The organism is Candidatus Symbiopectobacterium sp. NZEC135, from assembly GCF_025962695.1.
Window position 1 is genome coordinate 107,950 of sequence record NZ_JAGFPF010000004.1, and the last position, 26,746, is coordinate 134,695.

Below are 26,746 nucleotides of genomic sequence, written 5' to 3' on the forward strand. Positions count from 1 at the left end.
GGTTATCGCCACTCATCAATCTTCAGGGTAGCTCTGCTACCCTTTTTTTACCGGAGTTTGCTATGTCTATAGATTGGAACTGGGGTATTTTTTTACAAGCCGCCCCGTTCGGTAATACCACGTACCTTGGGTGGATTTGGTCTGGGTTGCAGGTCACTGTGGCGCTGTCAGTCTGCGCCTGGATCATTGCCTTCGTTGTCGGCTCGATTTTCGGCATCTTACGCACCGTACCCAACCGTTTTCTGTCAGGTCTCGGCACCTGCTATGTGGAAATGTTCCGTAACGTTCCGCTTATTGTCCAATTTTTCGCCTGGTATCTGGTGGTTCCCGAATTACTGCCGCAAAACATCGGCATGTGGTTTAAAGCGGAACTGGATCCCAACATTCAGTTTTTCGTCTCTTCCATGGTTTGTTTAGGCCTGTTTACCGCCGCTCGCGTCTGTGAGCAGGTGCGCGCCGGCATCCAATCTTTGCCGCGCGGCCAGAAAGCGGCGGCGCTCGCGATGGGACTAACGTTGCCGCAAACCTACCGCTACGTTCTGCTGCCCAACGCGTATCGCATTATCGTACCGCCCCTGACGTCCGAAATGCTCAACCTGGTGAAAAACTCGGCTATCGCCTCGACCATCGGGCTGGTGGACATGGCGGCACAGGCGAACAAGCTGCTGGATTACTCTGCGCACGCCTATGAGTCCTTTACCGCCATCACGTTGGCGTATGTCGCCATTAACGCCATCATCATGCTTATTATGCAAGTGGTTGAGAAAAAGACCCGTTTGCCCGGCAATATGGGGAGTAAATAATGTACGAATTTGACTGGAGCTCCATTGCGCCAAGCATGCCCTACCTGCTGCAAGGGCTAGTGGTCACACTGAAAATTACGGTGACTGCCGTGGTGTTTGGCATCCTGTGGGGAACCGTTCTGGCAGTAATGCGACTGTCGACTTTCGCCCCGATTCGCTGGTTTGCCAAGGGCTACGTTAACATCTTCCGCTCCATCCCTTTGGTGATGGTGCTGTTGTGGTTCTACCTTGTGGTTCCTAGCTTATTACAAAATGTGCTTGGGCTATCACCAAAAACGGATATTCGTCTGATCTCCGCTATGGTAGCCTTTTCGCTGTTTGAAGCCGCCTATTACTCTGAAATTATCCGTGCGGGCATACTCAGCATTTCACGCGGGCAATCATCCGCCGCGTTGGCGCTCGGCATGACGCAGTGGCAATCCATGAAGCTGGTGATACTGCCGCAGGCGTTTCGCGCCATGGTGCCGTTGCTTCTGACGCAGGGAATCGTTCTGTTCCAGGACACCTCGCTGGTGTACGTACTGAGCCTGGCGGATTTCTTCCGCACCGCGTCAACCATTGGTGAGCGCGACGGAACCCAAGTGGAAATGGTGCTGTTTGCCGGATTGGTTTATTTCGTTATCAGCATTAGCGCATCAATGCTGGTCAGTTACCTGAAAAGAAGGACTGTTCGATGATTACGCTAAAAAATGTTTCCAAATGGTATGGTCACTTTCAGGTGCTCTCCGATTGCTCAACAGAAGTGAAGAAAGGTGAAGTGGTGGTCGTTTGTGGGCCGTCAGGCTCCGGGAAATCCACATTGATCAAAACGGTTAACGGCCTTGAACCCGTGCAGCAAGGTCAGATTGACGTTAACGGCATCTCGGTTAACGACAAGAAAACCAATCTGGCGCAATTGCGCTCCAAAGTGGGCATGGTGTTTCAGCATTTTGAACTGTTTCCGCACCTCTCCATCATTGAGAACCTGACGCTGGCGCAGGTGAAAGTGCTCAAGCGTGACAAAGGGGCCGCGCGTGAAAAGGCCACCAAGCTCCTCAATCGCGTGGGTTTGTCTGCGCACGCTAACAAATTTCCCGGCCAGCTATCCGGCGGTCAGCAACAGCGTGTCGCCATTGCGCGCGCACTTTGCATGGATCCGATTGCCATGCTGTTTGACGAACCGACTTCCGCACTCGATCCGGAAATGATCAACGAGGTGCTGGATGTCATGGTTGAGCTGGCGCAAGAAGGCATGACAATGATGGTCGTTACCCACGAAATGGGCTTTGCACGCAAAGTGGCACACCGCGTCATTTTCATGGATGAAGGCAAGATTGTGGAAGATACACCAAAAGATGAGTTCTTCAACAATCCCAAATCTGAGCGCGCGAAAGACTTTTTGGCGAAGATCCTGCACTAAGCCACGACTCAGTATCGCAACGTCAGGCGTTCCCGCGCAAGCGGGAACGTACTTCGCGTAAACCACCCCGCTCAGGGCTGAAAAGGCTGGCGCTGAAACTGATCGTGCTCGCACTTCGGGCAACGAGGCAGCACTTCTGGCGTATAGAATGCCACGTGGTGATGGCAGTTTTCACACACCAAATTACCCAACCCAACCACTTCGCCACTGTGGTAAACGCCGTGATGGCTGACATCTTTAAACAGCGCCTGCCATTCCAACTGGGTTTTATCCGTGATATCCACCAACTCTTGCCATAGGCTCTCCTTGATCACACGCAGAAACACGCTATCGGATAAATCCTCTTCCTGGCTATCCGTGTAACGCTGAGCAAATTCGGCCAAATCGCGCTCCACGGACTGAAGAATATCGTCACGCTCGCGGTGGGTGAGATCTTCACTGTCATGTAAGCTCTCCCGGGCGTGATGTAGCATCTGCGTCAGATCGCGTTCACCGGCGCTTAAACGCGCCATGATGGAAGACATCAGCGCACGATAATGCCGGGCTTTCTTGTTCATGGTGCCTCCTGAATACGCGAGTTGGTTAACATTGGCGAAGAAATGACGATGTCTGCTTAGCTATCCCTCTCTATTTTAGACGGTTTTAAGCACTATTCTTGCACCTCACCTCGCTTTACCCCACTTTTTACCAACTTTGTGGCTTGCATCCATATACCCTAAATAATTCGAGTTGCAGGAAGGCGGCAAGGGAGAGAATCCCGATGAGCTTACTCAGGTAAGTGATTCGGGTGAACGAGTGTAGCCAACGCACCTGCAACTTGAAGTATGACGGGTATAAATCGGCGCTTAGGGTGCAGAGACGGTTGTTGCCAGCATTGCTTATCAGCTATGCTATGCGGATCATTATGATGAATCGGAACACGCTACGGGTGTAGCGCTTCTTTACTAAATAGGACCCCTGGCTGCCATGCAAGAGCAATACCGCCCAGAAGAGATAGAAACTCGCGTCCAGCTTCACTGGCAAGAAAACAAAACGTTTAAAGTGACCGAAGAGCCCGGCAAGGAAAAGTACTACTGCCTTTCCATGCTCCCCTACCCTTCTGGCCGCCTACACATGGGGCACGTACGTAATTACACCATCGGTGACGTTATTTCCCGCTACCAACGTATGTTGGGGAAAAATGTCCTGCAACCGATCGGGTGGGATGCCTTCGGTCTGCCAGCGGAAGGGGCTGCGGTAAAAAATAACACTGCACCAGCTCCCTGGACCTATGCCAACATCGATTACATGAAAAACCAGTTGAAGCTGCTGGGCTTTGGCTATGACTGGGATCGTGAAGTTGCTACTTGTAAACCCGATTACTACCGTTGGGAACAGTGGTTCTTCACCAAGCTGTATGAAAAAGGTCTGGTCTACAAGAAGACGTCTGCGGTGAACTGGTGCCCGAACGATCAGACGGTACTGGCTAACGAACAGGTTATCGATGGCTGCTGCTGGCGCTGTGACAGCAAAGTGGAGCGTAAAGAGATCCCGCAGTGGTTTATCAAAATCACCGATTACGCCGATCAACTGCTCAACGATCTGGATACGCTTGAAAGCTGGCCGGAGCAGGTCAAAACCATGCAGCGTAACTGGATTGGCCGTTCGGAAGGGGTGGAAATCACCTTTGACGTGGCAGACAGCGCTGACAAGCTGACCGTTTACACCACGCGTCCGGATACCTTTATTGGTGCCACCTATGTCGCCGTTGCTGCCGCGCACCCGCTGGCGCTGCGCGCCGCCGCGACTAACCCGGCGTTGACCGCGTTTATCGATGAATGCCGTAACACCAAGGTTGCCGAAGCCGATATGGCGACCATGGAGAAAAAGGGTATGGCGACAGGCCTGTTCGTGGTGCATCCACTGACCGGCGAAAAACTGCCCGTATGGGCAGCCAACTTCGTGCTGATGGATTACGGCACTGGCGCGGTGATGGCCGTTCCAGGCCACGACCAGCGCGACTGGGAATTTGCCACCAAATATCAGTTGACGATCAAACCCGTTATTCTAAACCTGGACGGCAGCGAACCCGATATCTCTGCGCAAGCCATGACGGAGAAAGGCGCACTGTTCAACTCAGGCGAATTCAGCGGTCTGGACCACGAAGCGGGCTTTAACGCCATTGCTGACAAGCTGGTCGCACTCGGCGTCGGTGCACGCAAAGTTAACTATCGCCTGCGCGATTGGGGTGTATCCCGCCAGCGTTACTGGGGTGCTCCGATCCCGATGATGACGTTGGAAGATGGCACCGTTATCCCGACACCGGAAGATCAGTTGCCGGTGATTCTGCCGGAAGACGTGACGATGGATGGCATTACCAGCCCCATCAAGGCCGACCCCAACTGGGCGAAAACCACCGTCAACGGTCAGCCCGCGCTGCGTGAAACCGATACCTTTGATACCTTTATGGAATCTTCCTGGTACTACGCGCGCTACACCTGCCCACAATACGATCAGGGTATGCTCGATCCGGCTGCCGCTAACTACTGGCTGCCCGTCGATCAATACGTGGGCGGTATCGAACACGCCATCATGCACCTGATGTATTTCCGCTTCTTCCACAAGTTGATGCGTGATGCAGGTCTGGTTACGTCCGATGAACCCGCCAAGCGCCTGTTGTGTCAGGGGATGGTATTGGCTGATGCCTTCTACTACACCGGCAACAGCGGCGAACGTATCTGGGTATCACCGTCTGACGTCACCGTGGAGCGTGATGACAAAGGACGCATCCTGAAAGCCTTCGATGCAGAAGGCCGCGAACTGGTGTACGCCGGGATGAGCAAAATGTCGAAATCGAAGAACAACGGTATCGACCCGCAGGTGATGGTAGAGAAATACGGTGCCGACACCGTGCGTCTGTTTATGATGTTCGCCTCTCCGGCAGAAATGACGCTGGAATGGCAGGAGTCCGGGGTTGAAGGGGCTAACCGCTTCCTCAAACGCGTGTGGAAACAGGTTTACGACCACACGGAAAAAGGCGCTACCGGTGCGCTGGATGTTTCCGCGCTGACCGAAGATCAGAAAGCACTGCGTCGCGACCTACACAAAACCATCGCGAAAGTCACCGATGATATTGGTCGTCGTCAGACGTTCAACACCGCTATCGCCGCCGTGATGGAACTGATGAACAAACTGGCAAAAGCGCCGCAAGAAAGTGACCAGGATCGCGCACTGACTCAGGAAGCGCTGTTGGCCGTGGTGCGTATGCTGTACCCGTTCACACCGCACGCCTGCTTCACGTTGTGGCAGGCGCTGGGTGGCAATGGCGATATCGACACGGCCCCGTGGCCTGTTGCCGATGAAGACGCCATGGTGGAAGACTCCAAACTGGTCGTGGTGCAAGTGAACGGCAAGGTACGCGGCAGAATTACCGTTGCTGCCGATGCCACGCAGGAGCAGGTTCAGGCGCGTGCCGCACAGGAACATCTGGTGGCAAAATACCTGGAAGGCGTTACAGTACGTAAAGTCATTTACGTTCCGGGCAAACTGCTTAACCTGGTTGTAGGTTAAGCCAAGGAGGCACTGTGCGACATCGTTTATTCACGTTGTTGCTGGGGTTGGCGGTGCTGGTCACCGCTGGCTGCGGTTTTCATCTGCGTGGCACAACACAACTGCCCAGCGAATTGAAGGTATTAACGCTGACCAGTAACGATCCTTTTGGTCCGTTAACCCGGGCTATTCGCGATCAGCTGCGTGCCAGTGATGTAAGAATCGAGGAAGACGCCACGCGTCAGGATATCGCATCCCTACGTATTCTCGGCTCCACGGAAACCAGAGACACTGTCTCTATTTTCCAGGACGGGACCACCGCAGAGTACCAACTGGTACTGACCGTTCAGGCGCAGGTGCTGCTGCCGGGTGAGGATATTTATCCGCTATCAGTCACAGTGTTCCGCACCTTCTTTGATAACCCACTCGCCGCGTTGGCAAAAGACGCCGAGCAGGACATCATACGTAAGGAGATGCGCAGTCAGGCTGCCGAGCAGTTAGTGCGTAAACTAGTGACCATCAACGGCAGTGATGAGGTGAAAAACCGTCAGCAACGTGCCGCGGCCGTCAGCGCTAACAACGGGCGTTCATGATTCGTATCTATCCAGAACAGCTTGCCGCGCAGCTCAATGAAGGGCTGCGCGCTTGCTATCTGCTGTTTGGTAACGATCCGCTGTTGTTACAGGAAAGCCTGGATACGCTGCGCCATCGCGCACGTGAGCAGGGTTTCACCGAGCATTTCAGTTTCACACTCGATCAAAGCACTGATTGGGATGCGGTTTTCAGCGTATGTCAGGCACTTAGCCTGTTCGCCTCACGGCAGAGCCTGCTGCTGCAACTGCCGGAAAACGGCCCCAATGCCGCCATGGCAGAAAATCTGGTTAAACTGGCTGGACTGCTGCATCAGGACGTATTGCCTATTCTACGCGGCAGCAAACTCACCAAAGCGCAAGAAAACAGCGCCTGGTATAAAGCACTGTCGCAAAACGGCGTAATCATCAACTGTTTAACGCCAGAACAGGCGCAATTACCGCGCTGGGTGGCGCAACGCGCCAAGCAACGCAAACTGCAGCTGGATGATGCCGCCACACAACTGCTGTGTTATTGCTATGAAGGCAATTTGCTGGCGTTGATGCAGGCGCTGGAACGTCTGTCACTGCTCTATCCTGACGGCAAGCTCACGCTGCCGCGCGTTGAGCAGGCGGTAAACGATGCCGCGCACTTCACGCCGTTTCACTGGCTGGATGCTGTGCTGGCAGGCAAAAGCAAACGCGCCTGGCATGTGTTGCAACAGCTACAGGCAGAAGACAGCGAACCCGTGATTCTGCTGCGCACGCTCCAGCGCGAGCTGACACTGTTGGTCACCTTGCAGCGCAACATGACAACGACACCGTTACGCACGCTGTTTGATCAGCATAAGGTGTGGCAAAACCGACGCGCGCTGCTCACTCAGGCACTCGAACGGCTCAATGGACGCCAGTTGCAGCAGGCCATGCACCTGCTGACGCGATTAGAACTGACGCTAAAACAGGATTATGGCCAATCCATCTGGTCAGAAATGCAAACGCTGACGCTGTTATTGTGCGGCAAAGCGCTTGCGCCGGGTATGGTCAACGCCGATGAATAACATTACTCCTGCTGAATTGATCGCCTACTTCGGCGGCACCTTTGATCCGATTCATTATGGGCATTTACGCCCAGTCACCGCATTAGCGGATGAAATAGGCGTAACGCGCATCACGCTGATGCCCAATAACGTACCGCCTCACCGCGAACAGCCTGAAGCCACCGCGCAACAGCGCAAACGCATGGTGGAACTCGCCATCGCCGAGACGCCATTATTCAGCGTGGATGACCGCGAATTGCAGCGCATCACGCCGTCTTATACCATTGATACCATGGAGATGATCCGCGCAGAAATGGGCGATAACATTCCGCTGGCCTTTATCATCGGCCAGGATTCGCTGCTCACATTACACACCTGGCACCGTGGACGCGATCTGCTCAACGTCTGTCATCTTCTGGTCTGCGCCCGTCCAGGCTACCGCACCATGTTGGACACACCAGAACAGCAGGCGTGGCTGGAAGCGCACAGCGCTGAAAATGCCGCCGCTCTTCACACACAGCCGCACGGATTGATCTATTTGGCGCATACGCCACTGGTCACTGTTTCTGCCACAGATATTCGCCAGCGCCGTCAGAAGGGCGAGTCCTGCGACGATTTGGTTCCCCCTGCCGTGCTGCATTTTATGGATGCTCACGACTTATACCGTTAACCCGCTTCCCACATACCACTCTCTCAGCGGGCATGCTATACTCCGCCGCTGGTTTTTCAGTCCGGTAAAAACGGTAAAGCGCGTTGTCTACGCCACCAAATGGGTCGTTAATACCCTGAAACACCAGCGGTGCGTCACGCATAAACACGCAACCTTTTTTACCCCGCCGGAGCACATTTCTCCGGATGAACCGCCAAGCAGGAGGAACCTTTGCAAGGCCAAGCACTCCAAGATTTTGTTATTGATAAAATAGATGATTTAAAAGGCCAGGATATCGTTGCGCTGAACGTGCGTGGCAAATCCAGCATTACCGACTGCATGATCATCTGCACCGGAACATCCAGCCGCCACGTCTCGTCTATCGCTGACCATGTGGTACAAGCCTCGCGCGCCGCCGGAATGATCCCACTGGGTGTTGAAGGTGAACAGGGTGCTGATTGGGTGGTTGTCGATCTCGGTGATGTGATGGTGCACGTGATGCAGGAAGAGAGCCGCCACCTGTACGAACTGGAAAAGCTGTGGAGCTAGCATGAGGCTGCAACTGGTCGCCGTTGGTACCAAAATGCCAGACTGGGTGCAAACAGGCTTTTCGGATTATCTGCGACGCTTTCCCAAAGACATGCCCTTCGAGCTCACAGAGATCCCTGCCGGTAAACGGGGCAAGAATGCGGATATCAAACGCATTCTCGAGCGCGAAGGTGAACTGATGCTGGCGGCAATAGGCAAAGGTAACCGCATTGTGACGCTGGATATTCCCGGTACGCCGTGGGAAACGCCGCAGCTTGCCAGCCAGTTAGAACGCTGGAAACAGGATGGACGCGATGTCAGCCTACTGATTGGTGGCCCGGAAGGGCTGGCCCCCGCTTGCAAAGCGGCGGCGGAGCAAAGCTGGTCGCTGTCACCGTTAACGCTGCCGCACCCGCTGGTGCGTGTATTGGTGGCCGAAAGCCTGTATCGAGCGTGGAGCATCACCACCAATCACCCTTACCATAGAGAGTAAGACTGTACGATGAAACACACGAAATAGTTGCCGGATGAAAACAGAACATAAACCCTTTCGTGATTATTCGGCGGAATCCGCCCTTTTCGTACGTCGTGCTTTAGTGGCGTTCATCGGCATTTTGCTGCTTTCCGGCGTGCTGGTGACCAATCTGTACCATTTACAAGTGGTGCGCGTTGATGACTACCGCACACGCTCAAACGCAAACCGTATTAAGCTGGTGCCCATCGCGCCCAGCCGCGGCATCATTTACGATCGCAACGGTATCCCACTGGCGCTCAACCGCACCATTTACCAGCTTGAGTTGGTGCCGGATAAAGTTGATAACCTGCAAGATACGCTGGCTGCTCTGAAACCCATCGTCAATCTCACTGATGATGATTTGGAAAACTTCGAGAAAGAACGTAAACGCTCACGCCGCTTCACCTCCATTCCGGTTAAAACCGCCTTAAGCGATGTTGATGTCGCCCGGTTTGCCGTCAACCAATACCGTTTTCCCGGCGTGGAAGTCAAAGGCTATCAACGCCGCTATTACCCGTATGGCTCTGCCCTCACCCATGTCCTCGGCTACGTATCAAAAATCAACGATAAAGACGTAGAGCGACTGAGTAAGGAAGAAAAAATTGCTGATTACGCCGCCACGCGCGACATCGGGAAACTGGGCATTGAGCGCTATTACGAAGATATTCTGCACGGTAAACCCGGTTATGAAGAGGTAGAAGTCAATAACCGTGGTCGCGTCATCCGTCAACTGCACGAGCAGCCGCCACAAGCGGGTCAGGATATCTATCTCACCATCGATCTCAACCTGCAAATCTACGTTGAAAAACTGCTGGAAGGCAGCCGGGCAGCGGTGGTGATTATCGACCCACGCGATGGTGGCCTACGCGCGCTGGTTTCCACCCCGAGCTACGATCCTAATCTGTTCGTTGACGGCATCTCGGCCAAAGACTATCGGGCACTGCTTAATGATCCTAACAAACCGCTGATCAATCGTGCCACGCAGGGGCTGTATCCTCCGGCTTCAACGGTGAAACCCTATATTGCCGCCTCTGCCTTAAGTGCCAATGTGATTACCCCCACCACCTCGCTGTTCGATCCCGGCTGGTGGCAATTACCGGGTTCAGAAAAACGGTTCCGCGACTGGAAAAAGTGGGGGCATGGCCGCTTGAACGTGACCAAATCCCTGGAAGAATCTGCGGATACCTTCTTCTATCAGGTCGCTTATGACATGGGTATCGATCGCTTGGCAGAATGGATGAACAAATTCGGCTACGGTGAATACACCGGCATCGACCTGGCAGAAGAACGCTCCGGCAATATGCCCACGCGCGAATGGAAGCAAAAACGCTTCAAACGCCCCTGGTATCAAGGGGACACCATTCCGGTCGGCATTGGTCAAGGCTACTGGATTGCCACGCCGATTCAAATGGCGAAAGCACTGACGACGCTTATCAACGATGGCAACGTGAAAACACCACACCTGCTTTATAGCGCTCGCAATAGCGGCATCATCGTGCCTTATCGTCAGCAAGAAGTGTCACGACTTAGCGATGTACGTGCCAGCTATTGGGAAATCGCCAAAGACGGGATGTACGGGGTGGCTAACCGTCAGAACGGTACTGCGCATAAATTTTTCGCTGATGCGCCTTATAAGATTGCGGCAAAAACCGGTACCGCGCAGGTATTTGGCCTAAAAGAAAATGAGACCTACAATGCGCATAAAATCGCCGAACACCTGCGCGACCACAAACTGTTGACGGCATTTGCCCCCTATAACAACCCCAAAATTGCCATCTCAATCGTTTTGGAGAATGGCGGTGCAGGTCCTGCGATCAGCGCCTTGGTACGCCAAATGCTCGACCACATTATGCTGGGCGATAACAACACCACATTGCCCGATGCGCCCCCCAGCGCACCCGGTTCTGAAAGCGAGTAACCGCCGCCATGACTGAAAGCCAACAAAAAAGGTCGATTTGGACCAAGATTCATATCGACCTGCCCTTTCTGCTCTGTATTCTGGCGCTGCTGGGGTACAGCTTATTCGTGATGTGGAGCGCCAGCGGCCAGGATATCGGCATGATGGAGCGTAAAGCGGCACAGGTAGCCATTGGGCTTGCCGTAATGATCGCCATGGCGCAAATTCCGCCACGTGTCTACGAAGGCTGGGCCCCCTATCTCTATATCGTGTGCGTCATTCTGTTGATCATGGTGGATGTGTTCGGCCAGATCAGTAAGGGGGCACAGCGCTGGCTGGATCTTGGCTTTGTCCGTTTTCAGCCGTCAGAAATTGCCAAAATTGCCGTGCCGTTGATGGTGGCGCGTTTTATCAACCGTGACATGTGCCCACCGTCGCTGAAAAACACCGGAATCGCCCTGATATTAATCTTTTTACCGACCCTGCTGGTGGCGGCGCAACCCGACCTGGGGACATCGATTCTGATCGCCGCATCCGGCCTGTTTGTGCTTTTTCTCGCGGGCATGAGCTGGCGACTGATCACCGTGGCGCTGGTGTTACTGGCCGCGTTTATTCCGGTGCTCTGGTTCTTCCTGATGCACGATTACCAACGCGCCCGCGTGATGATGCTGCTCGATCCAGAAAGCGATCCGCTGGGGGCGGGCTACCATATTATTCAATCCAAGATTGCTATCGGCTCCGGGGGCTTGTCAGGTAAAGGTTGGTTGCAAGGCACCCAGTCACAGCTCGAATTTCTGCCAGAACGCCACACCGACTTTATTTTTGCCGTATTGGCAGAGGAACTGGGGTTGATTGGGGTGCTGATTCTTATCGCCATGTACCTGTTTGTTATCATGCGCGGTCTGGTGATTGCCGCCAATGCCCAAACCTCGTTTGGTCGGGTGATGGTCGGCGGCCTGATTCTCATTCTGTTCGTCTATGTTTTTGTTAACATCGGTATGGTGAGTGGCATATTGCCCGTGGTTGGGGTGCCACTCCCGCTTATCAGTTACGGCGGCTCGGCGTTGGTGGTGTTGATGGCCGGATTTGGCATCGTGATGTCAATCCACACGCACCGTAAGATGCTCTCGAAAAACTTATAAAGTGAGGTAAACACATGCGTAAGGACTGGCTTTGGGTCAGCATCGCCACCGTGATGCTCGCAGCCTGTACCACCACGGAAACCCCGCGAGCACCGGTCACACAAGCCCCGGCGTATAACGGCCCGGTAGAAGAGATTGGCGGAGCCGAGCCGCGCTATGAGCCCTATAATCCGGGCACGTTGCAGGATTACACCGTCAAGGGCAAAACCTACAAGGTTGTCCAGAATGCGCAGAACTTCTCCGAAGTCGGTCTGGCAACCTGGTACGGTGCTGAAGCCAACGGGAATCGTACCTCTATCGGCGAAATCTTCGATCCCAACGCCATTACTGCCGCACACCCCACACTGCCATTGCCCAGCTATGTCCGCGTGACCAACCTGAGCAACGGCCGCCGTCTGGTGGTTCGCGTGAACGATCGCGGCCCGTATACGCCGGGCAGAATCATCGATCTGTCCAAGGCGGCAGGCGATCGCCTCAATATCTCCAATAACACCAAAGTGAAGGTTGAAGCGATCGTGGTCGCGCCGGATGGCACGCTCTCCGGGCCGGGCACCATTGGGACGACCGTCGCCAAGCAGAGTTTCGCCTTGCCCGATCGCCCGAACCTCGGGGCCAGCGGACTGGGTACGCCCATGATGGAAACCAGTGTGCCGACAGCCATCGCCAGCAGACCCGTCAGCAACAGCGCCATCGGCGTGCAAAATAACAGCGACATGCCCGCCAGCAGCACCAGCACGCGCCAAAGCGGGTTTCTTGGTGCCCCTACCGCCCTGCGTTCTGGCGTATTGGAAGATACCCATGCCGCGACGCCCGTGACCAGCGCACCGGCAACCACAGCCGCGCGCCCGATGTCAGTGGCTCCCACAGCGACACCGATTGGCAACAGTAACGGACGCTATCTGGTGCAGGTCGGGGCACTGAGCGACCCACAGCGTGCGCAAACCTGGCTGAAAAGCCTGAGCGAACGCTTCCACGTAACGGGAAAAGTGACGCCGAGCAACGGATTGTATCGCGTTCAGCTCGGCCCGTTTCAAAACCGCCAGCAGGCCACTGACCTTCAGCAGCGTTTGGCAACGGAAGCGCAGCAGCACGCCTTTGTCACAGCGGCAGACGCGCAATAATCCTCTCGCCCCCTGTCCGCCTGATAACGAGCGGACAGGGGGGATGTTACGCCATTCTGCTTTAGCAAAATCACGTAACGGAATGTCTGGTGCCGCGCTATAACGCATCTGCTATAGTACGGCTCGTTTTTCACTTCACTCCACGGATGTTGTAGTTCCAATCATGAATATTGTTATCACGTCTCGTTTCACCCTAGGTACAGCGCTGGGCACGCTGCTTGCCGTCAGCCTTGCCACAACGGCCCATGCGGAAGACGTCAATCTCAAGACGATGATCCCCGGCGTACCACAAATCGACGCCGAGTCGTACATCCTGATTGATTACAACTCTGGCAAAGTGTTGGCAGAAATGAATGCCGATGCGCGCCGCGATCCCGCAAGCCTGACCAAAATGATGACCAGTTATGTTATCGGTCAGGCGCTGAAATCCGGTAAGATCACCCAGAATGACATCGTGACCGTCGGTAAAGACGCCTGGGCAACCGGCAACCCGACCTTCCAGGGTTCATCGCTGATGTTCCTGAAACCGGGCGATCGTGTACCGGTTTCACAACTCAGTCGCGGCATTATTCTGCAATCGGGTAATGATGCTTGCGTTGCGATGGCAGATTATGTGGCCGGTAGCCAAGATGCCTTCGTTAGCCTGATGAACAACTATGTGAAAGCATTGGGCTTGCAGAATACCAATTTCCAGACCGTGCACGGTCTGGACGCGCCGGGGCAACACAGCTCTGCGCGCGATATGGCATTGATTGGCCAGGCGTTGATTCGCGATGTGCCGGACGAGTACGCCATTTATAAAGAAAGAGAGTTCACGTTTAACAACATCAAACAGACCAACCGTAATGGCCTGTTGTGGGACAGCAGCCTGGCCGTCGACGGCATAAAAACCGGTCACACCAATGCGGCAGGTTACAATCTGGTTGCTTCGGCGACCGAAGGTCAAATGCGTTTGATCTCGGTCGTGATGGGCGGACGCACTTTCAAAGGCCGTGAAACCGAGAGCAAAAAGCTGCTCACCTGGGGTTTCCGTTTCTTTGAAACCGTTGCACCGCTGAAGGCTGGCAAAGAATTTGCGTCTGAACCTGTCTGGTTTGGCGATAGCGACAGGGTTTCCCTGAGCGTGGAAAAAGATGCCTATCTCACCATTCCGCGCGGCCGGATGAAAGATCTGAAAGCCAGCTACGTGCTCAATAACACCGAACTGCACGCCCCGCTGAGCAAGAATCAAGTGGTTGGTACCATCAACTTCCAACTTGATGGCAAAACCATTGAGCAGCGCCCGCTGGTCGTGATGAATGAAGTGAAAGAAGGGGGCATTTTTGGCCGCCTGTTTGACTACATTCGCCTGATGTTCCATCGCTGGTTGGGCTAAGCCCTTGGGTTAGCCATTTTTGGCCCCATATTCAGAGATAATTACTCCCGCTGCGGCGGGAGTTATACTTTATGTTGAACCAAACGCTATTTAATCGCGACGATCAGCATGGGCACCGATCCATCTGGAGAACACATGAAAACCAAACTCAACGAACTGCTCGAATTTCCCTGCTCATTCACCTACCGGGTGATGGGACACGCGCAGCCAGAATTGGTAGACCGCGTTGTCGAAGTGGTGCAACGCCATGCGCCGGGCGACTATAGCCCGCAGGTTAAACCAAGCAGCAAAGGCAACTACCATTCGGTTTCCATCACCATTACCGCCACGCACATTGAACAAGTCGAGACGCTCTATGAAGAGCTGGGCGCTATCGATATCGTGCGCGTCGTGCTGTAAGGGCATGACCCTGCCCGACTGTATAATCGCGGGAAAATGTGTTTCAGTGCTGTTCGCTGGCGCTTCCCGCGACTATAATCGGCTCCATTGTTTTCCTTAACCTGAAGATCACGATGTTGCTACAGGATAAGATCATCGTACGCCAGCTTGGCGTACAACCCTATGAGCCAGTCTCATTGGCAATGCATCAGTTTACCGATTTGCGTGACACACAGAGCGCAGATGAGCTTTGGTTGGTGCAGCACCCTCCCGTTTTTACCCAAGGTCAGGCAGGCAAGGCAGAGCATCTGCTGACTACCGGCGATATTCCGGTCATCCAGAGCGATCGCGGCGGTCAGGTAACCTATCACGGGCCGGGCCAGCAAGTGATGTATGTGCTGGTGGATTTAAAACGCCGAAAAGTGGGCGTGCGGGAATTGGTCACCGCGATTGAAAATACCGTGGTCGGCACGCTGGCGCAGTGTGGTATCACTGCTCATGCCCGCGCTGATGCGCCGGGTGTGTATGTGCAGGAATCTAAAATCTGTTCACTGGGGCTACGCATTCGCAAGGGCTGTTCTTTCCATGGGTTGGCACTCAACATCAACATGGATCTGACACCGTTCCTGCGCATTAACCCGTGCGGTTATGCAGGCATGGTGATGACGCAGGTCAGTCAGCACAAACCCGGCGTGGACGTGGCAGATGTCGCTCCGCTACTGGTAACCACCTTCATGCAACAGCTTGGCTACGCGCAACACACGCCGCTGGTGTGGGATTGGGCGACGCAGGGCGCGCCCGCACCGCACAGTATATCAGCGTGAAATCATGCCGTTGGGGTTATGCTTATCGGTACCAAATCACATTCCGTTTACATTATTTATGCATTTGTGCGACGTAAAGGCTGAATGTCAGACGGCAAAGATGGTATAATTTTTTATAGTTTTTAAAAAAAAGTTTAATTAAAAACATAATCCATTGAATCATAGAGCTTAAATCATGATTCAACCTGTGATTCAGAACTGGAACCTGGCTATCATGAGTAAACCGATTCAGATGGAACGCGGCGTTAAATACCGCGATGCAGACAAAATGGCACTCATCCCGGTACGCACCGTCGTCACTGAGCGGCAGGAGCTACTGCGTAAACCTGAATGGATGAAAATCAAGTTACCTGCCGATTCCAGCCGTATTCAGGGCATCAAGGCAGCCATGCGCAAAAATGGCCTGCATTCTGTCTGTGAAGAAGCCTCTTGCCCGAATCTGGCTGAGTGTTTCAATCACGGTACGGCAACGTTCATGATTCTGGGTGCCATTTGTACCCGCCGCTGTCCGTTCTGCGACGTGGCACATGGTCGCCCGGTCACACCCGATGCCAATGAGCCAGAGAAACTGGCGCAGACCATTCATGACATGGGATTGCGCTACGTGGTTATCACCTCCGTAGACCGTGATGACCTGCGTGACGGTGGCGCACAGCACTTTGCTGACTGCATCGCCGCTATTCGCCGTAAAAACCCGCATATTCGCATTGAGACGCTGGTGCCCGATTTCCGTGGCCGTATGGATAAGGCGTTGGATATCCTGAATGTGATGCCGCCGGATGTGTTCAACCACAATCTGGAAAACGTGCCGCGTCTGTACCGTCAGGTACGCCCTGGAGCTAACTACGAGTGGTCATTGAAGCTGCTTGAAAACTTCAAAGCCATGCATCCTGAAATCCAGACCAAATCCGGCCTGATGGTTGGGCTGGGGGAAACCAACGCCGAGATCGTTGAAGTCATGCGTGACCTGCGTCGCCACGGTGTCACCATGTTGACGTTAGGGCAATATTTGCAGCCGAGCCGTCATCACCTGCCGGTGAAACGCTATGTCAGCCCAGAAGAGTTTGATGAGATGAAAGCCGAGGCGATGGCGATGGGCTTTACCCACGCCGCCTGCGGCCCGTTCGTGCGTTCGTCGTATCACGCCGATCTGCAAGCGAAAGGGATTGAGGTTAAGTAAGCACGTCGGGTGTAACAATATTTAGTTACACATTGACCCTATTACTCGTATACCTCAGCAAAAGGGCGCCCAGTGGGCTGCCCTTTTTGATTCAGGCGATTAGTCCTTGTTATGACGAATTTCACCGGCAGGCGCTGCATCATCCCCTGCGGTGGTCGGTTTCACTGACTGATCGTCATTCATCGCTTTCTTGAAGCCTTTGATTGCGGCCCCCAAGTCGCCGCCCAGCGAGCGCAGTTTATTGGTGCCAAACAGTAAAACAATCAGTGCGCCAATCACCAACAGTTTGGCAATGCTAATACCTTCCATCACACACCTACCTGATTACGAATACTGGAATACCAGCGAATAAAAACGATATTTCTTATTTATGCCTGCGACAGCGCGAACACAACATCCATTTGTAACAAAATTAGACCCCACTGCTGATACGCCTATTGCCAGTACTTGAATCCAGATACCCCTAGCTACTACACTGGTGTCGTCACAAGGAGATAGCATTCCTCCCTAACCGCCCTTTGGGCTGATGATGCCTACGTACGCCTCAGAGCAGGCGCGTAGGGATCTGCCCGCTCTGAATCACTTTCAACGAAAAATAATGCACAACACGAGGTCATGATGTGGATGATGTTTCTTGCCGTGTTTATCGGCGGCGGAGCGGGAAGCGTTGCTCGGTGGGCATTGGGAATGCGCTATAACACCACAGCGGTGTCAGTACTGCCTGTGGGTACGCTGATGGCAAACCTGATCGGGGCGTTTGTTATCGGTGGTGCCCTCGCCTATTTTTCCCGTCATGCGGAGTTGCCACCGCATTGGAAACTGCTGATAACCACCGGACTGTGTGGCGGATTAACCACATTTTCCACCTTCTCGGCGGAGACGTTTCTGTTTATCAATCAGGGCCAACTCTCAGCCGCGGTCATCAACATTCTGTGTAATCTGGCCGGCTCACTGCTCATGACGGCGCTGGCATTCGCACTGGTCAACTGGTTGGTATCCTGAAAACAGGATAAAAAAAACCCGCCATAAGGCGGGTTTTCAAGAAATCGGTATTATTAAATAGCGATAACGTTAGCCGCAGATGGGCCTTTAGCACCGTCAGTGATTTCAAACTCTACACGCTGACCTTCAGCCAGAGTTTTGAAGCCATTGCTCATGATTGCAGAGAAGTGTACGAATACATCTTTGCTGCCGTCTTCCGGAGTGATGAAACCAAAACCTTTGGACTCATTGAACCACTTAACGCTACCTTTAATCTTAGACATCAAACTTACCTTTAACATGAATGAAAGACACAAAATGTGTGTCTGGTACAGTACAGCAATTAGTAACGCATTTGTCCAGTTGAACTTGGATAAAAAGTGATGAAAATCGCTAAATATACGTTCCGATTTACCAATAGTTTGAAATGAGACACCTTTGTTACCGTTTTCTCCCCACCCACGGTGTCGGGCAACCGTAAATGCCCCATAGGATAAACGAATGATGAAAACCCTTGGATTGATCGGCGGCATGAGTTGGGAATCCACTGTGCCCTACTACCGCCTCATTAACGAACGCGTTCAACAGCGTCTGGGAGGCTTACACTCAGCAAAACTGATACTGCACAGCGTAGATTTTCATGATATCGAACAGCTCCAGGCACAAGGCGCATGGGAGCAGGCAGCACATCAGCTTTCTGACATCGCTCTCGGGCTACGCCAAGCAGGCGCTGACGCGATCGTCATCTGTACCAACACCATGCACAAGGTGGCCAACCAGGTAGAAAGCGCCTGTCAATTACCGGTATTGCATATCGCCGATGCTACCGCGGACAGTCTGAAACAGCGTGGCATGACGCGTGTCGGCTTATTGGGTACTCGCTATACCATGGAGCAGGATTTCTATCGTGGTCGCTTACGAGAGCGCCACGGCATTGATGTCATTATTCCGCAAGCCGATCAGCGAGACGAGATAAACCGTGTCATTTACGACGAGTTATGCCGCGGCGTATTGCACGACCATTCACGGGAAGCATTTAGCATCATCATCGACAGTCTTGCCCAGCAAGGTGCCGAAAGCGTAATTCTCGGCTGTACCGAAATTCCTCTTTTAATCCATCAATCTGATACAAAAATTCCTCTTTTTGATACCAGCTATCTACACGCCATTGCTGCGGCAGATTACGCACTAAAAAATAACTAATTGATATACATTCATAAATTGTGAAATTATTGTTTTAAATCACAATTTCCCGAGTAAAACACTCAAGATTTCCTCATTTTACCCATGAAAAAAGGCAGTCAGAACGTTCTGACTGCCTTTGCATTGGTTGGAATGTTGTTCCTGGTTCTGTACTCAAATCTATCAATGGGAAAAACTAAGTAACCGATAATTATTTTTTACGTAGCATTTCTTCAATGAAGTCTTTCCAGTGACGCACTTCTACTTCTATCATCATGTCCCCCTGGTGATTAATCGCGGTCAGTATACGCCCACTTTTTAACCAGCGAAACGTTTTCCTGTCGAATAAAAAGCGAACAAGATCCCATTCTGAGCAGATTGCATCGGTGGATCTCCCCGCCATTTTTCGGCATGCTGACACCTTCATTTGCCGCCTTAACGGCCTCCCGATGAGAAAGGACTGTTATCACCATGACGCTAATGATGTACGGTATCAAAAACTGCGATACCATCAAAAAAGCACGACGCTGGCTGGAAGCGCATCAGATCGCCTATCAGTTTCATGATTACCGTGTCGATGGGTTGGATCATGCGCAGTTAACCGCCTTTATCCGTCTTGTCGGTGATTGGCAACCGCTGATCAATACGCGCGGAACCACCTGGCGTCAGTTAACCGATGCAGAGCGCGCCGCCGTCACCGATGCCGAAAGCGCCTGCGCCCTGCTGCTGGTCCATCCAGCCTTAATCAAACGCCCGCTGCTGGTGAGCGGGGAGCGCGCCCTGTTAGGCTTCAATGCCGAAAGTTACCACGCCTTTACCGCGGAGAAAGAGTGAGATGTCCTGCCCCGTTTTAGAACTTGCACAACAATTGATTAAACGCCCTTCGCTCAGCCCGCGCGATGAAGGCTGTCAGGCACTGCTGATTGAACGCCTGAAAGCGGTGGGCTTTACCATCGAAAAAATGGATTTCGGCGATACCGAGAATTTCTGGGCATGGCGCGGTGAAGGCAAAACGCTGGCGTTTGCCGGGCATACCGATGTGGTTCCGAGCGGTGATGCCAGCCGCTGGCAGCACCCACCGTTTGAACCTACCCTGCGCGATGGCTTTTTGTATGGGCGCGGTGCGGCAGACATGAAAGGGTCGGTTGCCGCGATGGTGGTAGCCGCTGAGCGGTTTGTACAGGCAAATCCCCATCATCAAGGCCGTCTGGCGTTTCTGATCACCTCGGATGAAGAAGCCAGTGCGGTGAACGGCACGGTGAAGGTAGTTGAGGCGTTAATGGCGCGCAACGAGCGCCTGGATTACTGTCTGGTGGGCGAGCCCTCCAGCACGGCAAAACTGGGCGATGTGGTGAAAAACGGGCGTAGAGGTTCCATCACCGCCAATTTGACAGTACATGGCATTCAGGGCCACGTCGCTTATCCGCATCTGGCCGACAACCCGGTGCACCGTGCCATGGAAGCTTTGAATGAATTGGTGAGTACCGAATGGGATCAGGGGAATGCCTTCTTTCCGCCGACCAGCATGCAAATTGCCAATATCAATGCGGGCACGGGCAGCAATAACGTGATCCCCGGTGAGCTGTTTGTGCAGTTTAATTTCCGCTTTAGCACCGAATCCACCGATGAAACGATCAAGGCACGGGTCACCGCCTTGCTGGAGCGCCATCAGCTTAACTACACGCTGAACTGGAACCTCTCCGGCCAACCGTTTTTGACGCCGCGCGGCGATCTGGTCGATGCCGTCGTAACCGCCGTTGAGCATTACAGCGAGATCACCCCAGAGTTACTGACCAATGGCGGTACCTCAGATGGGCGCTTTATCGCGCAGATGGGCGCACAGGTCGTGGAACTCGGCCCGGTCAATGCCACCATCCATAAAGTGGACGAATGCGTCAGCGCCGCCGATCTGCAATTACTGAGCCGTATTTATCAACGCATTATGGAGCAGCTCATCGCATGATGACGCACGCCATGCTCACGGGGAAAACCCGTGAGCACCTTGTCCCGCTCGGTGAAGCACACAGCCTGCAACCGGTCGCCCTCGCCGCCTTTACCGGTTTACAGCAGGCGGCTGCGCGTGATGGCTTTCAGTTACAGCCCGCCAGTACCTTTCGTGACTTTGCCCGTCAACGCCACATCTGGAATCAAAAATTCAACGGCGAGCGCCCGTTGCTGGATAAAAACAGCCAGCCGCTGGTGGCCGCATCGCTTCCTGTTGCTGAACGCTGTGCCGCGATATTGCGCTGGTCTGCCCTGCCGGGTGCCAGTCGCCATCATTGGGGCACCGAGCTAGATATCTACGATCCGTCACGCCTGCCTCAAGGGGCTCGTCTGCAACTGGAGCCGTGGGAATATCAGGCGGGCGGCTATTTCGCAGATCTGAGCGACTGGCTTACTGCGCATATGGCCCAGTTTGATTTTTACCGACCGTTTGCCCACGATCGCGGCGGCGTTGCCGTGGAACCCTGGCACATCAGCTACCAGCCCTTGTCCAGACCCGCAGCGCAACTGCTGACGCCTGAGGTTATACTCGAAGCCTGGCAACATGAAGATATTGCGGGAGATGCCTGGTTACGTCCGCATCTGCCTGATATTTTTTCCCGCTTTATCATGAATATCGATGAGGATTGAACATGTCCTGGCTGGCTGATTACTGGTGGGTAATTCTGATTATTCTGGTGGGTATGGTGATCAACGGCATGAAAGAACTGAGCCGTCTCGATCACAAACGCTTTCTCAAGAATAAACCGGAGCTGCCTCCCCACAGAGACAACAACGCCGAGTGGGATAAAGAAGATGACTGGCCGGAGAAAAAACCCTGATGCGTTTCTCTTTCAGCCAGTGACCTGCGGGCCATTTTTAACAACGCGTCAGGGCGCTGAGCGCGGGGTAAAACTCTCGGCTTTTTCCAGCAGAAATTCATAGAACTCTTTGGCGCACTGCGACAGCTGTCGCTCTTTGTCGGTCACCAGATAGATGCCGCGCTGTAGCGACAGATCGCGAAACGGCACAATCGCGATATCCTTGTGCTGAAACTGGAACAACGTCAGACCGGTCACAATGCTCACGCCATAGTTGGCGGCGACCAACCCCATCATGGTGGTCAGTTGACGCACTTCCAGCACGTAGTTAAAGCTGTGCGGGGCCATCAGTTGATCGGTGTACTGCCGGATGCTGGTTCCCTGAGAGAAGCCTACAAAGGCGTGCTGAGCCACTTCAGCAACGTCAACGCTCTGACGCTGTGCCAAGGGATGATTACGGTGGCAAATCAGGAAAAACTCATCGGCAAACAGCATTCGGGAACTGAACGTGCCCGGAGAAGGTTGACCCGCGGTTAATGCCACATCCGCGCGCCCGTCCAGAATGGCTTTCAGACAGCGGTCCCACTGGGTATCCAGCAGCTCAACCTTGATATCAGGATGGGCGCGATGGTGCTGTGCCAGCACCTGCGGCAACCACTCCACCGCCATCGAAGGCAACACCGCCAATACAATTTTGCCTTTGTATCCGGTGGCATACGATTTTATCTCTACGACGGCGTCGTCGTGTGATTGAATCAGTCGGCGAGCAATATCGATAAAGTGAATACCATTACCGTTTAACTGCACCTTGCGCGTATCACGGTCGAAAAGACGATATCCCACCTCATCTTCCAACGCCGCGATCAACGCGCTAAAGGCAGGCTGCGACAAGTTTATTTTCTGCGCCGCTCGGGTAAAATTTTCAGTTTCCGTGAGCGCAATAAATGCCCTCAATTGTTTAATGGATAAGTTCATAACACCTCTATCTGAAATATACCCGTCATACTTCAAGTTGCAGATGCGTTGGCTGCGTTCACTCACCCGAATCACTTACCTAAGTAAGCTCATCGGGATGAATGAACCTCATCCCTGAGGTTCACCCTACGGGCCAGCGCAGGCGCTGTTCAAATTTGTTCCAGACAAATTTGTCATTCACTTGCCGCCTTCCTGCAACTCGAATTATTTTGGGTATAGACCTTACACATCGGTAAAAAATTAACAAACTTCATTTCGTTCAAGCGACTTATTTTATTTTTATGATCATTGCCACAATTATTTAATCTTATTTGGCCTTCAGATAAAAGATGCAATTGCTACATTTTGAAGCAAAATCACAACACCTCACCCACGTCTATCGCAAATTATTCTGAGATAACATTTCAAAACAATCAGTTACTCATATATAGGTAATTGTTGTCTATTTATTTGATCTGCAAATAGAATAAATCAATTCCATTTTCAAATGAATCCATTGCCATTATGAGTTAGTCTGATCCCATTCCAAATGATAAAAATAGCGCAGCCAACAATATCTGTTCTGGGTTAGGCGTTGATTTTCATGCTTGTTATAAAAAAACGATATTTTTTAACATAATCGTTAAACCAACATACATTGTCAACTGCGCACAATAATAAGTAGAGGAGTGCTATATGTTAGCGTTAATCGGGGTGCTCACCATTGCCACCCTATTATTTTTCATTATGACCAAACGAATGTCACCGCTGGTGGCGTTGATTGTCATTCCGATTGCTGGGGCATTATTGGCCGGAAGCGGTACTGACACAGCAAAATACGTCGTAGATGGGATCACCAAACTGGCACCGATGGCCGCCATGTTTGTATTTGCCATCTGTTTTTTCGGCGTAGTGACCGACGCAGGCATGTTTGATCCCATCATTCGCGGCATCTTGCGCATGGTAGGAACCAGCCCGGTAAAGATCATCATCGGTACCGGAGTATTGGCACTGCTGGCACACCTGGACGGTAACGGTGCAGTTACCTTCCTGATCACGGTGCCAGCCATGCTACCGCTGTTTAACAAGCTGGGCATGGACAAACGCATCCTGGTCGGTATCACTGCCCTGAGCGCCGGTGTGAACTTCCTGCCGTGGACCGGACCGATGATCCGCGCCTCCGCAGCGTTGAACATTTCTACCCACGACCTGTTTATCCCGTTAATCCCTGCGCAAATTTGTGGCCTGGTCTTCATGGTGCTGATGGGCTACTACTGGGGCAAAAAAGAGGAGAAACGCCTGGGTCTGTCGGGCAGCAACCCGCTGGCTGGCGGCTCTGCCTCGTTCAATGCACAAGAGCACGTTAAAGAGCTGACTGACGAAGAAAAAGCGCTGCGTCGTCCGCACATGTTCTGGATTAACATCGCGCTGGTCGTGTGCGTGATTGGCACCATGGTCTTCACCAAAATCTCGCCGACCGTGGCCTTTATGGTCGCGCTGACCGTCGCACTGATGGTGAACTACCCCAACGTTGAAATGCAGAAAGCCCGTATCAATGCGCACGCCAAAGCAGCACTGATGATGGCCAGTATCCTGTTCGCCGCAGGTGCCTTCACCGGCATCATGGGGGGCGCAGGTATGTTGAAAGCCATGTCTGAAGCGGCCGTAGGTTTCGTTCCTCCTGCGCTGGCATCCCACATTCCGTTCGTGGTGGGTCTCATCTCCATGCCGCTGAGTCTGGTGTTTGACCCGGACTCTTATTACTTCGGCATCATGCCCGTTATCGCTCACACCGGCGAAATGCTGGGCGTCCCAGCCATTCAGGTGGCACAGGCTTCGGTTCTGGGCCAGATGACCACCGGTTTCCCGGTCAGCCCGTTAACTCCGGCCACGTTCCTGCTGTGCAGCCTGGCAGGCGTCGATTTGGCCGATCACCAGAAATTCTCTATTCCCGTGCTCTGGGCAGCCAGTGTCGTCATGACATTCGCCTGCGTCATCTTTGGTGTGTTCCCGCTCTAAGCGCCAACACACCGTAACCAGAGCCGTTTTAAATATAGAAGGTAAAGCTATGAAAACTATCCGTATAGGTTCCGGCGCAGGCTATGCCGGCGATCGCATCGAGCCCGCACTTGAGCTCGCGCAAAAAGGCGATATCAACTACCTGGTGTTTGAATGCCTGGCAGAGCGCACCATCGCTATCGGCCAGAAACAGAAGCAGCAAAATCCGGAAAAGGGCTACAACGAGCTGCTGGCAGACAGAATGTACGCGGTACTGCCGACCTGTCTGGAAAAAGGGATCAAAATCATCACCAATATGGGTTCTGCCAACCCAACGGCAGCGGGCCAGCGCGTGCTGGAGATCGCCAAAGAACTGGGCGCCAAACAGCTGAAAATTGCCGTAGTGACCGGTGATGACGTGCGCGATGTATTGATTAAACAAGATGCGCGTCTGGATGAAATCGGCCAGCCAGTTTCTACCTGTGGCAAAGACATTCTTTCCGCCAATGCCTATATGGGCGCAGATGCCATGGTCAAAGCGCTGCATGAAGGTGCTGACATCATTATCGCCGGGCGCGTTTCTGACCCGTCGCTGTTCCTGGCACCGATGATGTATGAATTCAACTGGGCCGCCGACGATTGGGAACACTTGGGCAAAGGCACCTGCCTTGGTCACCTGCTGGAATGTGCCGGACAGATCACCGGTGGTTACTATGCCGATCCTGGCTTCAAGGACATTCCGCACCTGGAGCGCCTTGGCTTCCCGATCGCGGAAATTGATGAAAACGGCGATGCGGTCATCACCAAAGTTGCCGGTTCTGGCGGCCGAGTATGTGTGGATACCTGCAAAGAGCAGATGCTGTATGAAATCCACCGTCCGGACAGCTATATCACACCTGATGTCGTGGCCGATTTCACCGGCGTCACCTTCACTCAGGTAGGCGACGATCGCGTTCGCGTTCAGGGTGCTACGGGCCGTGCTAAAACCGACACATTGAAAGTCTCCGTCGGTTATCAGGACGGCTTTATCGGCGAAGGGGAAATCTCCTACGCAGGGCCGGGTGCCGTCGCGCGCGGACGTCTGGCGCTCGACATCGTCAAAGGCCGTTTTGAGGTATGCGGTTTCGCACCGTCAGAAGTGCGTTTCGATCTGATTGGCGTAGACGCGCTGCACGGCGCAGAGCGTTCTCAACGCAGCGAGCCTTATGAAGTACGCGCGCGCGTGGCCGCTCGCTGCGCCACCCGCGCGCAGGCAGTGAAAGTGGGCAACGAAGTGGAAACGCTGTACACCAACGGCCCTGCGGGCGGCGGCGGTGTCAATAAAGGCGTGAAAGAGATTCTGGCCATGGATTCCACCCTGCTGGCGCGTGCTTTCGTTACCCCAGCGGTTAACTACCTGGAGATCAAATAATGAAACTACGTGAAATCGCCCACTCCCGTACTGGCGACAAAGGCAATACGTCGAATATTTCGCTGATTGCTTATCGCGCGGAAGATTTTGAAAAAATCAAAGCGGCCGTTACTGCGGAAAAAGTCAAAGCCTGGTTTGCCGATATCGTCACCGGTGACGTCGTTCGCTACGAACTGCCCGCCATTGGCGCGCTGAACTTTGTCATGTATGGCGCACTGGGTGGCGGTGTTACCCGCTCACTGGCGCTGGATATGCACGGCAAAGGGCTGAGCGCAGCCATTCTGGACATGGATATCTAAGCGATTGCCACGGGTTCGCCCGTGGCACAGCAATAAAAGATCGACAGGGCAATGACTATTGCCCTGATATATCACCTGATTATCTACATAACGAGTTTCGAAAATTGTCACTAATTTTCGACGGGGTCACTGTTGCCTAAAAACAGCAATAAAGCCCTTTGATTGATGGAGTA

30 protein-coding genes and 1 riboswitch are annotated in these 26,746 nt (G+C 53.3%); of the genes, 25 read left to right on the top strand and 5 right to left on the bottom strand.

All coding sequences use genetic code 11. From position 1 onward, the window contains the following. The first annotated feature begins 62 nt into the window (after positions 1-62). From J5224_RS04160 to J5224_RS04170, 3 genes are read left to right on the top strand one after another with little or no spacing between them, the layout of a single operon-like run. Positions 63-803 carry an amino acid ABC transporter permease gene (locus tag J5224_RS04160; RefSeq protein ID WP_264624151.1) on the top strand — a complete coding sequence of 247 codons (741 nt, stop codon included), beginning with the start codon at positions 63-65 and terminating at the stop codon, positions 801-803. Further along, positions 803-1,480: a glutamate/aspartate ABC transporter permease GltK gene (gltK, locus tag J5224_RS04165; protein WP_264624152.1), complete on the top strand. Its 678-nt coding sequence runs from the start codon at positions 803-805 to the stop codon at positions 1,478-1,480. The genes J5224_RS04160 and gltK overlap by 1 nt, the downstream gene beginning before the upstream one ends. Beyond that, positions 1,477-2,202: an amino acid ABC transporter ATP-binding protein gene (locus J5224_RS04170; protein WP_264624153.1), complete on the top strand. Its 726-nt coding sequence runs from the start codon at positions 1,477-1,479 to the stop codon at positions 2,200-2,202. The genes gltK and J5224_RS04170 overlap by 4 nt, the downstream gene beginning before the upstream one ends. Before the next feature lie 71 nt (positions 2,203-2,273). On the opposite strand, the gene J5224_RS04175 is transcribed toward J5224_RS04170, so the two are convergent. Continuing rightward, positions 2,274-2,759 (bottom strand): zinc ribbon-containing protein, encoded by a 486-nt coding sequence (locus J5224_RS04175; RefSeq protein WP_264624154.1) that lies wholly within the window; start codon positions 2,757-2,759, stop codon positions 2,274-2,276. Positions 2,760-3,168: 409 nt separating this feature from the next. Between J5224_RS04175 and leuS the strand changes: the two genes are divergently transcribed. From leuS to lipA, 13 genes are all read left to right on the top strand, one after another. Beyond that, the gene (gene leuS, locus J5224_RS04180) at positions 3,169-5,751 is read left to right on the top strand and encodes a leucine--tRNA ligase (RefSeq protein ID WP_264624155.1); all 2,583 of its coding nucleotides are present in this window, start codon (positions 3,169-3,171) and stop codon (positions 5,749-5,751) included. Between the two features lie 14 nt (positions 5,752-5,765). After that, the gene (gene lptE / locus J5224_RS04185) at positions 5,766-6,323 is read left to right on the top strand and encodes an LPS assembly lipoprotein LptE (RefSeq protein WP_264624156.1); all 558 of its coding nucleotides are present in this window, start codon (positions 5,766-5,768) and stop codon (positions 6,321-6,323) included. Then, the gene (gene holA / locus J5224_RS04190) at positions 6,320-7,357 is read left to right on the top strand and encodes a DNA polymerase III subunit delta (RefSeq protein WP_264624157.1); all 1,038 of its coding nucleotides are present in this window, start codon (positions 6,320-6,322) and stop codon (positions 7,355-7,357) included. Before lptE ends, holA begins: the two co-directional genes overlap by 4 nt. After that, complete coding sequence (nadD, locus tag J5224_RS04195) at positions 7,350-8,006, top strand: nicotinate-nucleotide adenylyltransferase (RefSeq protein WP_264624158.1); 657 nt, start codon at positions 7,350-7,352, stop codon at positions 8,004-8,006. Before holA ends, nadD begins: the two co-directional genes overlap by 8 nt. A gap of 210 nt (positions 8,007-8,216) precedes the next feature. Continuing rightward, entirely contained in the window at positions 8,217-8,534 is a 318-nt protein-coding gene (rsfS, locus tag J5224_RS04200) for a ribosome silencing factor (protein WP_264624159.1), read from the top strand. Position 8,535: 1 nt separating this feature from the next. Continuing rightward, positions 8,536-9,006 (top strand): 23S rRNA (pseudouridine(1915)-N(3))-methyltransferase RlmH, encoded by a 471-nt coding sequence (rlmH, locus tag J5224_RS04205; RefSeq protein ID WP_264624160.1) that lies wholly within the window; start codon positions 8,536-8,538, stop codon positions 9,004-9,006. Positions 9,007-9,040: 34 nt separating this feature from the next. Next, positions 9,041-10,945: a peptidoglycan DD-transpeptidase MrdA gene (mrdA, locus tag J5224_RS04210; RefSeq protein ID WP_264624161.1), complete on the top strand. Its 1,905-nt coding sequence runs from the start codon at positions 9,041-9,043 to the stop codon at positions 10,943-10,945. An 8-nt stretch (positions 10,946-10,953) separates the two neighbouring features. Beyond that, positions 10,954-12,066, top strand: a complete 1,113-nt coding sequence (mrdB, locus tag J5224_RS04215) for a peptidoglycan glycosyltransferase MrdB (protein WP_264624162.1) — start codon at positions 10,954-10,956, stop codon at positions 12,064-12,066. 14 nt (positions 12,067-12,080) lie between these two features. Next, entirely contained in the window at positions 12,081-13,187 is a 1,107-nt protein-coding gene (gene rlpA, locus J5224_RS04220; RefSeq protein ID WP_264624163.1) for an endolytic peptidoglycan transglycosylase RlpA, read from the top strand. 163 nt (positions 13,188-13,350) lie between these two features. Continuing rightward, entirely contained in the window at positions 13,351-14,562 is a 1,212-nt protein-coding gene (gene dacA / locus J5224_RS04225; protein WP_264624164.1) for a D-alanyl-D-alanine carboxypeptidase DacA, read from the top strand. A gap of 135 nt (positions 14,563-14,697) precedes the next feature. Beyond that, on the top strand, positions 14,698-14,961 hold the full coding sequence (gene ybeD, locus J5224_RS04230; RefSeq protein WP_252319101.1) for a DUF493 family protein YbeD: 264 nt from the start codon (positions 14,698-14,700) through the stop codon (positions 14,959-14,961). A 113-nt stretch (positions 14,962-15,074) separates the two neighbouring features. Further along, on the top strand, positions 15,075-15,764 hold the full coding sequence (gene lipB, locus J5224_RS04235) for a lipoyl(octanoyl) transferase LipB (RefSeq protein WP_264624165.1): 690 nt from the start codon (positions 15,075-15,077) through the stop codon (positions 15,762-15,764). 214 nt (positions 15,765-15,978) lie between these two features. Next, positions 15,979-16,944, top strand: a complete 966-nt coding sequence (gene lipA / locus J5224_RS04240; protein ID WP_264624166.1) for a lipoyl synthase — start codon at positions 15,979-15,981, stop codon at positions 16,942-16,944. Between the two features lie 99 nt (positions 16,945-17,043). Here lipA and tatE read toward each other — a convergent pair whose 3' ends face one another. Beyond that, positions 17,044-17,253 (bottom strand): twin-arginine translocase subunit TatE, encoded by a 210-nt coding sequence (tatE, locus tag J5224_RS04245; RefSeq protein WP_222160988.1) that lies wholly within the window; start codon positions 17,251-17,253, stop codon positions 17,044-17,046. Between the two features lie 172 nt (positions 17,254-17,425). Next, positions 17,426-17,487, top strand: a riboswitch (Fluoride riboswitch). A 75-nt stretch (positions 17,488-17,562) separates the two neighbouring features. Between tatE and crcB the strand changes: the two genes are divergently transcribed. Beyond that, a complete protein-coding gene (gene crcB / locus J5224_RS04250) occupies positions 17,563-17,946 on the top strand; it encodes a fluoride efflux transporter CrcB (RefSeq protein WP_264624218.1) in 384 nt (127 codons plus the stop codon). A gap of 53 nt (positions 17,947-17,999) precedes the next feature. On the opposite strand, the gene cspE is transcribed toward crcB, so the two are convergent. After that, entirely contained in the window at positions 18,000-18,209 is a 210-nt protein-coding gene (gene cspE, locus J5224_RS04255; protein WP_222159976.1) for a transcription antiterminator/RNA stability regulator CspE, read from the bottom strand. A 220-nt stretch (positions 18,210-18,429) separates the two neighbouring features. Here cspE and J5224_RS04260 point away from each other — a divergent pair, with 220 nt between their 5' ends. Further along, positions 18,430-19,128: an aspartate/glutamate racemase family protein gene (locus J5224_RS04260; protein ID WP_264624219.1), complete on the top strand. Its 699-nt coding sequence runs from the start codon at positions 18,430-18,432 to the stop codon at positions 19,126-19,128. 190 nt (positions 19,129-19,318) lie between these two features. Here the strand turns inward: J5224_RS04260 and J5224_RS04265 are convergent, their stop codons facing one another. Then, the gene (locus tag J5224_RS04265; protein WP_264624167.1) at positions 19,319-19,534 is read right to left on the bottom strand and encodes a hypothetical protein; all 216 of its coding nucleotides are present in this window, start codon (positions 19,532-19,534) and stop codon (positions 19,319-19,321) included. A 44-nt stretch (positions 19,535-19,578) separates the two neighbouring features. On the opposite strand from J5224_RS04265, the gene J5224_RS04270 reads away from it, so the two are divergent. Genes J5224_RS04270 through J5224_RS04285 form a run of 4 tightly spaced genes read left to right on the top strand, consistent with a single transcriptional unit; the run spans position 19,579 to position 21,932 of the window. Continuing rightward, on the top strand, positions 19,579-19,941 hold the full coding sequence (locus J5224_RS04270) for an ArsC family reductase (protein ID WP_264624168.1): 363 nt from the start codon (positions 19,579-19,581) through the stop codon (positions 19,939-19,941). A gap of 1 nt (position 19,942) precedes the next feature. Then, complete coding sequence (gene dapE, locus J5224_RS04275; RefSeq protein WP_264624169.1) at positions 19,943-21,070, top strand: succinyl-diaminopimelate desuccinylase; 1,128 nt, start codon at positions 19,943-19,945, stop codon at positions 21,068-21,070. Then, the gene (locus J5224_RS04280; protein WP_264624170.1) at positions 21,067-21,741 is read left to right on the top strand and encodes a M15 family metallopeptidase; all 675 of its coding nucleotides are present in this window, start codon (positions 21,067-21,069) and stop codon (positions 21,739-21,741) included. Before dapE ends, J5224_RS04280 begins: the two co-directional genes overlap by 4 nt. A 2-nt stretch (positions 21,742-21,743) precedes the next feature. After that, a complete protein-coding gene (locus tag J5224_RS04285; protein ID WP_195314740.1) occupies positions 21,744-21,932 on the top strand; it encodes a YpfN family protein in 189 nt (62 codons plus the stop codon). 48 nt (positions 21,933-21,980) lie between these two features. Here J5224_RS04285 and J5224_RS04290 read toward each other — a convergent pair whose 3' ends face one another. Then, positions 21,981-22,886, bottom strand: a complete 906-nt coding sequence (locus J5224_RS04290; protein ID WP_264624171.1) for a LysR family transcriptional regulator — start codon at positions 22,884-22,886, stop codon at positions 21,981-21,983. A 675-nt stretch (positions 22,887-23,561) separates the two neighbouring features. Between J5224_RS04290 and J5224_RS04295 the strand changes: the two genes are divergently transcribed. From J5224_RS04295 to J5224_RS04305, 3 genes are read left to right on the top strand one after another with little or no spacing between them, the layout of a single operon-like run. Continuing rightward, positions 23,562-24,884 (top strand): CitMHS family transporter, encoded by a 1,323-nt coding sequence (locus J5224_RS04295; RefSeq protein ID WP_264624172.1) that lies wholly within the window; start codon positions 23,562-23,564, stop codon positions 24,882-24,884. A gap of 49 nt (positions 24,885-24,933) precedes the next feature. Beyond that, a complete protein-coding gene (locus J5224_RS04300) occupies positions 24,934-26,274 on the top strand; it encodes an acyclic terpene utilization AtuA family protein (RefSeq protein WP_264624173.1) in 1,341 nt (446 codons plus the stop codon). Continuing rightward, entirely contained in the window at positions 26,274-26,573 is a 300-nt protein-coding gene (locus J5224_RS04305) for a hypothetical protein (RefSeq protein WP_195314736.1), read from the top strand. The genes J5224_RS04300 and J5224_RS04305 overlap by 1 nt, the downstream gene beginning before the upstream one ends. Positions 26,574-26,746: the final 173 nt, after the last annotated feature.